The following is a 12,340-nucleotide window of genomic DNA, read 5'->3' on the forward strand; positions in this document are numbered from 1 at the left end:
TCAGGAAGCACTGTGATGACGTGACAATACGTCAGACTCTTGGGAAGAAGAGGGGCAGGGATAAACGGTCGATGGCGTCGAGATGCGTTGAGCCAATCGCTTGAGATCATCACCACGCCGTTCACGAATACGCGCGCGCCTGAGGCGCCCGTTATCCGTCATTTCACCACTGGCAATCGATAATGGCTGCGTGGTATCCGGTGATGCTTCCAGTACCTGCCAGGCAACAAGTCGGGCGTAATCAGGCAAACGAGAATTGAGCAGGGTAATCGCTCGAGCAATGGCATCCTCCGTACACGTGGAGTCTCCGTTGAGCACCGGTGCCAGCAAGGCAATCAATCCGCATAGACCATCACCCTCCACGAAGGCCTGTCGGATACCGGGAATGAGTGCCAGCTCTGCCTCGATCCATCCTGGCGAGACATTTCGGCCCGAGGAAAGGATCAGCACGTCTCTTTGTCGCCCTTCCAGACACCAGCCCCCGGTTTCGAGACAGCGAGCAAGGTCACCACTGGGCCATGGCTGATCGGCTGACAAGGGATTAAGTTCCCCCAGATAGCCCAGCATGCGACGGCCGTGGATCATCAGCTGTCCCGTATCATCGAGTGAGAGATTCAGGCCCTCAAGCGGCTGCCCGACACTGTCAATTTCGCCTTTTTCCTCCCCAGGTAACGACAGACACACCACGGACCCCAATTCCGACAAGCCATATCCCTGGGCGACCGGCAGGCCAAGCCTTATGGCACGCGCCAGCAGCGAAGCGGGGACCTTGGCTCCACCGACCGCGACCAGCGTCAGTGAGTTGCGCCAAGGTGACTCAATCGGTGAGCTCTCACACAATGCAACCAATACCTGCAGCAGATTAGGGACCAGAATCAGGCTCTGGGGCCGACGTTCATCAAGCCAGGATTCAAGCGTCAGGGCATTGAGCCCTCCACTACCAATCAATCCAGTGCAACTAGCGGTATCCACGATGGCGCAGCGGCCTTGCCACAGTGCCAGCAGACCACCAGCGAGGTTCTCCAGTAGCACTGCCAGCGGCAGGAGAACGCCATGCCGCTTGAGCGTCACGGGCTCCAATCGTACCGATAGACCCTCAAGAACCTTTTCAAGATGCTCAAGCGACAGACAGACTCCCTTGGGCGCCCCTGTCGTCCCAGAAGTGAACGTGATCAATGCAGTGCCGGCAGGGACGGCAGCAGGGACGGATGAGCGCTGTATCAGATAGACCGCCTCACCCTTTTCCAGCGACAGACAGCGGGACCTCCATTCGCCCTCGCCAATCTCATGATCCAGCTGAGCATGCCATGACTCATCGGCCAGACTCTCATTGGAAACTTCTAAATTGACCAGACGAGTCAACGCCCCCGGTTCAGCGCTCGCGATGGCATCAAGTGCCGTAGTAGCCAACAGATGTTGGCACTGTTCGGAACTGAAGAAATTCGCAATAGGGGTAACGACAATACCCGCCCGCCAGGCGGCAAGTTGGATGACAAGCCACTGCGGACTGTTGTCCCCCGCCAACCCCAGATGGCGAATACCAACGGCATTGAAGGCGCCTCCAAGTACCTCGATCGCCTCCCATAGTTGCTTTGCCGTGTAATCTCGATCCTCATGGATGGCATCGCGCCCTATCAGCAAGACTCGCGCAGGGTCGACCTCGGACAGGAGCTCTAGCGTCTCCAGCAGTCGTGAGTTCATCTCAGCACCCTCCGTTAGTGGTAGGAAATGCCGGGAATGGTGAAAGACTTGTCTGCAGAAAGCGTGGTGCTCCAGCCAGCAATCGGCGTCCCAAGGGAGAGCTGCCCATACGCTGAGCCTCATCCAAGGGACGAATCACGACGACGCGAGGATCATGTGCATAATAGCTTCCCCAATCATCCTGACTGTCAAGGCATGTGGGATCGGCCTTGCCCATATCACGCATGGCGATACCCAGACGTGACAGACCATTTCTCACCTCGCGCGAAGCCGTCACCACCAGCCACTCGACCTCGAGACTCGCCAGCACCTCAACCAGAGCCAACATCAGCATCCGTCCTGCACCCGCAGTGGCGCTGCATAGTGCACCGATTTCCATGATCTGATGCCGTTCGATCTGACGTTGCTCAGTGTCGGCCAGCAGCGTCTCGATGCGAACTCCAAGATAGGCTTCCACCCTCAAGGGACCTTCATCGGCGCGCATCAGCCCAGTCACTGCATGAATGTCGACATCTCCGATATCAAGCGAATGGCCATCCTCTGGCTCACCCTGCATCACCAGTAGACGAGAATAGTGGACGTGAATGCGCGCACTATGGTGACGCTGGAAACAAGCTTTCACGAAGGCCTCTGCCTGAGGCCGGCCAGCTATATCGCACCAATACAACTCGTTGCGCACCGTGACATCGGATGGCGCTGGCGTCTCTGAAAACGAAGTGTCTGTTGCTACAAGAGAAGAACTACTGGAACGGATAACAGGCGAAACATCATTGCTGACCGCAACCGTCGCTGTCGTAAGCTGAGAGCTTGAAAATTCCATGGGGCACCTCATCGAGGAAGATGTCCCCAGACTAGGGTCGCCAGCTTAGCGAAGGCTTAAGACAGGAAAAAAGATCGTCACTAGGAAATGCACGGCCTGAGAGGTAACCGTGCATGTCATTCTGCAAGCCAGGTCGATGGCCACAGAGAGGATTCCGGGATCAGAGTTTCTTTTGCGCCAGAACGCTACTCGTTACCGGAAGTGAGTGAACCCGAGTGATGCTCTGCGTACCGGGGCGCGGTGAAGCCAAGTCATGCTCATGCAGCAGATAGATCACCGTTCGCGCCTTGAACCAACCCTCCAGACGCTGTGCCATACGCTGTGTGGTGCGCGCATCCAGGCCGGAAAAGGGTTCGTCCAGAATCAGCAATCCCGGGTCCGTCAGCACGAGACGCGCCAACCCCAGGCGCCGCGCCTGCCCCCCCGAGACCTGCCGGCCGCCCTCACCCACTCGGGTGGCGAGCCCCTGCGGCAACTGGCGTGCCCACCCGGCAAGGTCCACCGCTTCCAGAGCCTGCCAGACCTGCGCATCGCTGGCCTGACGCGCGCCCAGTCGCAGGTTGTCGGCAAGGCTAGCATCCAGCAGCTCCACCTGCTGGGTCAGACAGCCCACCGCATGGGAAAGCGCCTCGGGCGAACAGGCCTCGATGGGCTGATCATTGAGCAGGATGCTGCCGCTCTGCAGGCGCGTCTGACCAGTCAGCAAGGCCGCCAGCGTCGACTTGCCGGAACCGGATGCTCCACAGATGGCCAGTTGGGTACCTGGGACGATATCAAGCGTTACCTCATGCAGCGCCTCGAACCAGGCACCGGGATAACGCCACGACACCTGCTGTATCTGTACCCGGACGGCTCCGCTGGCCAGAGCCTGCTGCCCCTTCAGCGCGCGAGTGGCGAAGGACAGCTCATTGAGACGTTCGGCAGCCCCCAGGCTGGCGCCGGCCTGGGTGAAGGCAGCAGGCAAACCCGCCAGGCCCTCACTCAAGGCCATGGCCGCGAGCGGCAGCATGACCATCACCGCCGGTGTCAGTCGCTCATCCGCCATCCCCTGCATGGCGGCCGCCAGCAACAGCAGCCACGCAAGGCCGATCACCAGACTGGCCAGCCCGTTGCCGATGGCCGCGATCACCGCCAAACGCCACTGATCCTTCAACAGCCGCGATTCGATCTCGTCCAGCCGCTGGCGGGCACTGCCCAGCGCCGCATAGGCTTCAAGCTCCGCCTGACCGCGTAGCGTTTCCATCAGTGCCGAGCGCAACGCCTCCAGGGTCGTGACGCGTCGTCGACTGGCAGCCAGCCCCCAGCGCGCCTGGCCCAGCGTCAACCAGGCCCAGCCCAGCACGAGGAGTCCCGCCAGCCACGCCGCCGTTACCGGCAGCCAGACAGCGACCAGCCCCACCAAGACCGCGATCAGCCCCAGCGCCATCAGTGGCGGCGCTGCCAGACGCAGGTAAAGCGCATCCAGGGTGTCGATATCCGCGGTGAGGCGATTGAGCCAGTCACTGGAACGCCGCGCCGCCACCCGCGCGGGGTCCATCGTCACCAGTGCGGCAAACGCCGTGCCGCGTAGACTGGCCAACAGACGCAGGATGGTGTCGTGGTTGTAGAGCCGCTCCAGATAGCGCGACACGGTGCGCACGACGGCGAACAGTCGAATGCCGCTGCCCGGGGTGTAGACATCGAGTGTCATGGCCGCGCCAGCGGCCAACGCCGCCCCCGTCAGGGCGGACGCGGTGATGAACCAGCCAGACACCGCCAACAGGCCGAGCGCCGAGCAGGCCGTGAGCAGCATCAGCACCACGCCGAGTATCAGGCGACGGCGATAGCGATCATGCAGACGCCACCAGGGAGCCAAGCGCGTAAGCGCCTCGCGCAAGGTCACACTGTCAGTCTCGGGATGTGTCACGCTCGTCCTCCTGTTGGCTCGTCGCTCCGGCTGTCACTGGCAGGATTCGCCCCTCCTCCAGCACCAGGTGGCACGTCGCCATGGCGATCAGCGCCGGATGGTGGGTCGCGATCACCAGAGTTCGCCCTTGCGCGCTCAATCCCTCGAAGCCCGCGATCAGATGACGTTCCGTCTCGGCATCAAGACTAGCGGTGGGCTCATCGAGCAGCACCAGCGCGGCATCGCTCAGAAATACCCGCGCCAACGCCAGGCGCTGTGCCTGACCACCGGACAGCCCACGTCCGCCCTCGCCAAGCGGCGTGTCGATGCCGTGGGGCAAGGCGGCAAGCACGGCCTCAAGCCCGGCGCGCTCAAGCGCGCGGGTGATCTCGGCGTCACTGGCCAGGGGAGCAGTGATCCGCAAATTGTCGGCCAGACTGCCCTGCATCAGCAGCGGGCGTTGATCCATCCAGGCAAGCCGCGTGGAGGGGGCTATCTGACGCTGACCGCTGTCCGGGGCCACGAACCCGGCGATCACCTGAAGCAGGGTCGACTTGCCTGCCCCGGACGCCCCGCTGAAGACCAGCACCTCGCCCTCCATCAGTGCCAGATCCAGCGGCCCGAGTACCTGACCGCGCTCGGGGTGGCTCAGACAGACCTCCGTCAGGCGCAACAGCTCATCTGTCGCTGAGGCGGCAGCGTCACCAGGCGCAGGCTTCGCCACAGGGTCGGCATGGCGCGTCGGCGCGCCATCGGCAGCGGCGAGAATCTCCATCAGCGTCTCGGAGGCGGCCAGCGCCGCAGCGCGATCATGATAGAACTGCGACAGGGTGCGTAACGGCTGGAAGAACTCGGGCGCCAGCAGCAGGATCACCAGTGCACTGAACAGCGTCAGCTCATCGGCGGGCCCGATGGGGATGTCGCCGAGCAGGCCGAAGCCGATGTAGATGGCGACCACGGCGATCGACACCGAGGCAAAGAACTCCAACACCGCCGATGACAGGAAGGCGAGCCGCAAGGTGCGCAGGCTGCGTTTGCGGTAATCATCGGCCACCAGCGTCACCTCACGAGTCGCCAGATCCCCTAGCCCGAACAGCCGCAGGGTGGTGATGGCACGCACCCGATCGACGAAGTGACGCGACAGCCGAGAGACCGCCTGAAACTGGTCACGATTGAGCGACTCGGCCCCCATGCCGACCAATGCCATGAACAGCGGTATCAGCGGCGCGGTCAGCGCCAGCAGGATGGCCGCCAGCCAGTCCTGACTGAGCACGATGACAAGAATCACCAGCGGCGTGATCACCACCAGGCGCATCTGCACATGAAAGCGCGCGAAGTAGCCTTCCAGCGCCTCGACCTGTTCCACCCAGCGCTGGGCGAGCTCGGCACTGTGATAACGGGCAGCGCGGACCGGCCCCAATGTCTCGAGCGCTGTCAGCACCTCGCCACGAATGGCTTGGCGCAGTCGCTGGCTGGCACGCTGGGCCAGCAGCTCCTGTGCCCCCGTCGCCAGCACCCGCGCGCCCAGGAGCGCCAGCAGACCGACGAAGGGCCATATGAGCTCTCCCAGCGCGGCGGGAGACGCGATGGCTTCGCTGATCACCCAGGCGGCAAGCACCAGCTGGGCGACCGTCAGGCCGCCGGCCAGGATGCCGAAGCACGCCGCAAACCCAAGCAGGCGACGCTCTCGCGTCGCCTGCTGTCTCAGCCATCGACCGGCCTGGCTGCATTTTCGGGTGCCCCGATCAGCGTTACCGACCGGGGACTTGACTGATTCAGTGATAGCCACCTTCCTTGACCTTGCCGCGGAACACCCAGTAGCTCCAGGCGGTATAGCCCAGCACCATCGGAATGACGAACAGGACGCCCAACAGCAGGAACAACTGCGATTCCGGCGCGGAGGCAGCGTCCCACAAGGTGATATCCGGTGGCACCAGATACGGCCACTTGCTGAAGATCAGCCCGAGATAAGTGAACAGGAACAGACCCAGCGTCGCCACGAAGGGCTGTCCTTCCAGGCGCTTGCTGGTGGCCCGCCAGATCAATGCCGCGCAGCACAGCGCCAGTACCGGGAAGACCCAGAACACGCCCAGATGATCGAACCAGCGCTCCCGCACATAGTCATCCACGAACGGGGTGTAGAGACTGATGACCCCGAAGCCGACCAGCACGGCAATCAGCAGTTTCGGCGTGATGCGATAGGCCCACTCCTGCACCTCGCCCTCGCTCTTCATGATGGTCCAGGTGGCCCCCAGCAGGGCATAACCTGCCACCAGCGCAAGCCCGGTGATCACGGTGAACGGGGACAGCCAGTCAAAGGCGCCGCCGACATAGACGTGCCCTTCAGTGGCGAAGCCCTGAATATAGGCACCGACCACCACGCCTTGACAGAAGGTCGCCAGGAAGGAGCCGCCGCTGAAGGCGATGTTCCACCAGTGACGATTGCGCGAGGACTTGAAGCGGAACTCGAAAGCGATGCCCCGGAAGATCAGCCCCGCCAACATCAGGAACACCCCCAGATATAGCGCCGGCAGCAGGATGGTGTAGACCGCTGGGAAGGCGGCCAGCAACCCGGCCCCACCCAGCACCAGCCAGGTCTCGTTGCCATCCCAGATGGGCGCGACCGAGTTCATCATCACGTCGCGGGCGTGCTCGTCAGGAGCGAAGGGATACAGGATGCCCACCCCGAGATCGAAGCCATCCATCAGGATGTACATCATGACGCCGAAACCGATGATCAGCGCCCAGATCATTGTCAGATTGATCATTTCCATCAGCTCAACTCCTCACCGTACGGCTGGCATCGTCATCCAGGCTCTCATGGGCGGCAGACAGCGGACGCATCGCGGTCTCGACTTCGTCATGCGGCAGTTCCGGTTGCATGCCACCGCGGATGACGCGGGTCAGGTAGTAGCTGCCGGTCACGAAGACCACCAGATAGACCAGGAAGTAGCCGATCAGAGTGGTCAGCACCATCCATCCGGTGAGTGACGGCGTAACGGCCTCCTGCTGAGTCATCATCCCGTAAACCAACCATGGCGACCGCCCGGCCTCGGTCACGAACCAGCCCGCCAGCACGGCGAAGAATGGCGCAATGGACATCAGGCGCAGCGTCTGCAGGAAAGGACGTGAGTGATAGAGCCTGCCCCCGCGGCGCAGATAGAAACCGATGAAAGCCACGGCGATCATCAAGAGCCCCATCGCCACCATCACGCGGAACGACCAGAACACGAACCACACCGGCGGCTGCTTGTCAGGCGCGACCTCCTTGAGCCCCGGCACCACACCGTCGGGGTCATGAGTCAGAATCAGACTGGCAAGCTTGGGAATCGCGATCTCGAAGTGGTTGGTCTGGGCTTCCTTGTCCGGCCAGGCGAACAGCAGCAGCGGCGCGCCCGACTGAGTCTCCCAGTTGCCTTCCATCGCGGCGACCTTGGTCGGCTGATGTTCCAGGGTATTGATACCGTGCATGTCACCCACCACCGCCTGGGCCGGAGCCAGCACCAGCAGCAACCACATGCACATGGACAAGGCCCGCTTGTTGGCTTCCACGTCGCGTTTGATCAGCAGATACCAGGCACTTACCCCCGCCACGACAAAGCCACCGGTCAGGAAGGAGGCGATCGCCATATGGGCGAAGCGATACGGCAGGGAGGCATTGAAGATTGCAGCGGCCCAGTCCTTGACGAAGAAGTGGCCATCTACCAGCTCCACGCCTGCCGGGGTCTGCATCCAGCTATTGGTGGAGAGAATCCAGAACGAAGAGATGAAGGTCCCCAGTGCCACCATCAGAGCTGAGAACAGATGAACCCCTTCCGGCACCTTGCCTCGCCCAAACAACAGCACGCCGAGGAAGCCCGCCTCCAGGAAGAAGGCCGTCACCACCTCATAGCTGAGCATCGGGCCGATGAAGTTGGAGCTGGCATAACTGAAGTTGCTCCAGTTGGTACCGAACTGGAAGGCCATCACGATTCCCGAAACCACCCCCATGGCGAATACCACGGCAAATACCTTCACCCAGAAGGCGGCAAGTCGATCCCAGGCAGCATTGCCCGTCTTGTAATAAAGCCCGTGCAACAAGGCAACATAGGACGCCAGACCGATAGTAAACACCGGGAAGACGGCGTGGAATGACACGACAAAACCGAACTGTATTCGCGACAGCATCACGGGATCCAGTTCCATGGGCGACTCCTCACGACTTCAAGCTTCAGGATTGCACAGCGCGCGCCTCATCCAGAGACAGAGCACTCTGTGGCAGCGATATCACGGTCAGGCCGTGATCACACGATAGACAGGCTCAATGCTTTTTACTGACATACGGAGCATAGAAAACAACGTTCTAACATGCACGATGACGTATTGCCGCAGGCCTGGCCGTACCCATCATCATCAAATGCTGCGTGACAGGGCCCGCCATATTGCATGGCAGCATCTCCGTATTTTTCACTCAGATCACTTCCACTTACCACCTTTCTTTCGCTGCATAACCGTATTTATTGACGCATATCAAGATACCCAAACACCGAGCTTCAGACACGGCCAATGATAATCAAAATCAGTGCCGGAGCAGCTTGACTGCCATTGGACGCCCCCACTGATTCGAGCACTTACATTAATATAGACTTATGTAAAGACATACCCTTTCGAGAATACATGTTATTTGCTTCCATGCCTCGATTGCTTTTTTGCCAAACCTCTTACTTTGCCCTCTTCTTCTTGTTCTGTTCCACCACTCTGGCGCAGTCACTCACCCCACGACACACCGATCACGGCCCTGATGCTTGGCATCATATAATGCTGCATCGGCGGCACGTACAAGGTCGGTGAAGTTGGTGTGCTGCTCAGCCTTGTAGCACACCGCCCCGACACTGACGGTCAGTACTTTCGCCACGGAGCTTTCGGGGTGGATGAGCTTGAGCGCACGCACCTTGCGACGGATGCGTTCGGCGCAGGCCCGCAATTGCCGCTCGGTCACTGACTCCAGCAGAACCAGGAATTCCTCGCCGCCATAGCGCACCACCATGCCCGGCTGCGGGCCGATGGCGGCCTGGAGGGCCTCGGCGACCTGCCGCAGGCAGTGATCCCCTTCCACATGGCCATGATGGTCGTTGTAAGTCTTGAAGTAATCGACATCCACCATCAGGATCGCCAGCCCATTCTCACGGGTCAGGTCCGCCCAGCGCTGGGCCAGATCCCGTTCCAGGTGACGCCGGTTGTAGACGCCCGTCAGTGCATCGCAGTTGGCTTCTCGGGTAAGGCGCTGACCGGCAGCACGCTTCTCCTCCAGCAACAGTCGCTCACGCTGGCGCAGCAACCACACCTGCCGCTGATTGTGCTCGAGCTGGTAATTGGCCAATAGCGAAAGTCCCGTGGTGCTGACGAATATCACCATCGCCAGCAGCTCCAGCCCCTCCTGACCGGCAGGTTCCAACACGATCACCCCGGCCATGATGAGCGTGCAGGTCAGCGACGCCGTCAGTGCCTGGGGGAAGCGCAGCCGAAAGAGAATGTTGCCGACCATCGGAAAGAAGCCGAACAACAGCGTATCGACATGCGAAAGCTCGGTGCGCGAGAGCTGCAACAGGATGGCGCTGACCAGCATGGTGTTGATCACCAGCGCAGTCATCAGCCATTCCTTGAGCCGCATGGAAGACGCGCGCTGCACCAGCGGCAGCACCAGCATGGCCACCACGCAGACACAGCCCAGCCGCAGCATGGCGGCCAGTGCCAGGTCCTCACTGCGATGAATGGTGTCACTGATCAGGAAGGTGGCATACATCACGAAGGCGAAGATGCCGGAATACAGCAAGCCACGCGTGCGCGAGACGCGTGTCTCTTCCACATACCGGGTCTCGAGGGCATCAGGAAACATGAGCCGCCAGCGTGACGCGCCATGACCGTCGATCAGCCCCTCGACGACCCCGCGCTCGGCGGCCACCGCCGCGGGCATCATCGCCTCACGGCCGCCGGGGAGTCGCTTTTGACTTCTCATGACAGGCCCGCTCCGCCCATCGGCGGCCTGTGATCAGGCAGCTCAGCCTTCTGTTCATCGTGCTGCGCATTCTGCCGCTTACCCTGCGGCGCAGCCTGGCGCTCGTCATGAAGGCCATCACGCAGGTCATCACTGACCTGGGCGCGCGCCTTGTCATGGCCGTTGCCACGTTGCACGCAGGTACGGTTGCGGCCATGGCGCTTGGCACGATAGAGCCCCTTGTCGGCCTGATCGACCCAGCGGCTGAGCAGCGTCTCGACCGCCATGTCACGCGTCATCTCATCCTCCATCCCCTCGCCCTCGAGCAGGTACGACAAGGGGATGACGCAAAGCCCCACACTCAGGGTGACGACGCCGAGTTCCGACTCGCGGTGAGGCAGCTTGAGCGACTTGATGGCATAGCGCATCGCCTCGGCCAGGCTGCGCGCATGCTCGAGATCCCGCACGGCCACCAGGGCGGTAAATTCCTCGCCACCGAAGCGGACGACGCTGGCCAACGCAGCCTCTTTCCCCTCGAGAGCACCGGCGTTGCCAGCGCCTTTTTCTCTGTCCAGTGTTTCGTGCAAGGCCTGGGCGATCTGATACAGGCAGTTGTCGCCCGCAACATGTCCGTAGTGATCATTGAAGGCCTTGAAGTGATCGACATCCATCATCATCAGCGCCAGACATGGTAAGGGTGGCACCGGATGGGACGCTGACACGCCGTTCTTTGCCTGCTGAGCATCGCCATGGTGCTGCTTGAGCACCTCGATCAGATGACGGCGATTGTAGAGCTGGGTCAAGGGGTCGAAGCTGGCCATTTCCTGCAGCTCGGCATTGCGCGACTCGACATCCTGCAGACGCAGTTGATCGATGGAGGTCATCAGGTAGGCATGGCGGGCCGAGAACTCTATGCGAAAGCTGGCAACCAGCGAAAACAGGCAGAACGCCATGAAAACGAAGGCGATCGCGAAGTCCATGTGGGCATAGGGCATCGCGACACTCAGCGCTACGCTCATCACGATGGCCATTCCCCCTGCCGACAGCACCAGAGCCGAGACGAAACGAATCTGCATCAGGACGATACCGATCAGTGGCACCACGCCCAGCGCATAGAGTTCGAGGAAGCAGCGCAGGTGATTCTCGCGCACCGCCAGCCACGCCGCCAGGCCGATCACGCCCCACAGGGTCGCGACCAGCAGCGCCTCGCGCCCGGCGGAACGACAGACCTCGCTCTTGAGGACCAGCACGAGTATCGCGAGTGCGATGCAGACATACAGGCGCAGCATCACGGCGAGATTCTCTGTCACCGGCATCACGATCGGCGCATAGACGGTGTCATAGAGCACGAACATCAGCTGAAAGATGATCAGGCTCCAGCAACCCATTACGGCACGGCTTACCCGCCGACGATGCTCGAACTGCTCAAAGTCTCTCTCGAGTTCAGGGGCAAAGCTCAGCTTCGCAGGGGTCGTGGCACTCAGGTGCTGCTCCAATATTGCCATTCGTGAAGGCATGTCTGATTTCCCTTCAATCGTCCTGCTTTCTTTATCACATGCGCCGATGTTGAAAGCACGCTGACGGAAATGACAAACGCCTCAGGTCCGTGTTGATACCCCGCTGATGGACGAAAATCCAACGAAAACACCGGGCCTCGATGAGGCCCGGTGTTCTAGATACAGCTGACTGCGCTAACTGGCTCAACCGATGATGGCGTTGAGCAGCAACAGGATAATGATGGAAATGGCCCAGGCGAGTGTCGTCGGCTTAGATGCGCCCTCTAGCTGTACCTCCCTCAAGACGCAGCCCGATAGGCTCAGGCGCTAGGCGTCTAACCGATGCATTCGCGTCCATCAGGGCGGGTTGGCGCCCGGCCTGAGCAAAGTTGACGTAAAACGCAAAGTATCCGGCGTCTTCCGATCATCTCACTGCCCTCAACTTCACGACACTGTGTTCAACA

General features: G+C 61.1%; 8 protein-coding genes. All 8 read right to left on the reverse strand.

Annotated elements, in window-relative coordinates; genetic code table 11:
- Complete coding sequence (locus AC5WNJ_RS09570) at positions 1–1,701, reverse strand: AMP-binding protein (protein ID WP_175090367.1); 1,701 nt, start codon at positions 1,699–1,701, stop codon at positions 1–3.
- A gap of 1 nt (position 1,702) precedes the next feature.
- On the reverse strand, positions 1,703–2,521 hold the full coding sequence (locus AC5WNJ_RS09575; protein ID WP_175090368.1) for a thermostable hemolysin: 819 nt from the start codon (positions 2,519–2,521) through the stop codon (positions 1,703–1,705).
- A 160-nt stretch (positions 2,522–2,681) separates the two neighbouring features.
- Positions 2,682–4,427, reverse strand: a complete 1,746-nt coding sequence (gene cydC, locus AC5WNJ_RS09580) for a thiol reductant ABC exporter subunit CydC (protein WP_282627930.1) — start codon at positions 4,425–4,427, stop codon at positions 2,682–2,684.
- Positions 4,408–6,195 carry a thiol reductant ABC exporter subunit CydD gene (gene cydD, locus AC5WNJ_RS09585; RefSeq protein WP_282627929.1) on the reverse strand — a complete coding sequence of 596 codons (1,788 nt, stop codon included), beginning with the start codon at positions 6,193–6,195 and terminating at the stop codon, positions 4,408–4,410. Before cydD ends, cydC begins: the two co-directional genes overlap by 20 nt.
- A complete protein-coding gene (gene cydB / locus AC5WNJ_RS09590; RefSeq protein ID WP_175090369.1) occupies positions 6,182–7,180 on the reverse strand; it encodes a cytochrome d ubiquinol oxidase subunit II in 999 nt (332 codons plus the stop codon). The genes cydD and cydB overlap by 14 nt, the downstream gene beginning before the upstream one ends.
- A gap of 4 nt (positions 7,181–7,184) precedes the next feature.
- On the reverse strand, positions 7,185–8,591 hold the full coding sequence (locus AC5WNJ_RS09595; RefSeq protein WP_175090370.1) for a cytochrome ubiquinol oxidase subunit I: 1,407 nt from the start codon (positions 8,589–8,591) through the stop codon (positions 7,185–7,187).
- 565 nt (positions 8,592–9,156) lie between these two features.
- Positions 9,157–10,401, reverse strand: a complete 1,245-nt coding sequence (locus AC5WNJ_RS09600) for a GGDEF domain-containing protein (protein ID WP_175090371.1) — start codon at positions 10,399–10,401, stop codon at positions 9,157–9,159.
- Entirely contained in the window at positions 10,398–11,897 is a 1,500-nt protein-coding gene (locus AC5WNJ_RS09605; RefSeq protein WP_175090372.1) for a GGDEF domain-containing protein, read from the reverse strand. The genes AC5WNJ_RS09600 and AC5WNJ_RS09605 overlap by 4 nt, the downstream gene beginning before the upstream one ends.
- Positions 11,898–12,340: the final 443 nt, after the last annotated feature.

This window comes from Cobetia sp. PDI-23MA (assembly GCF_059507735.1).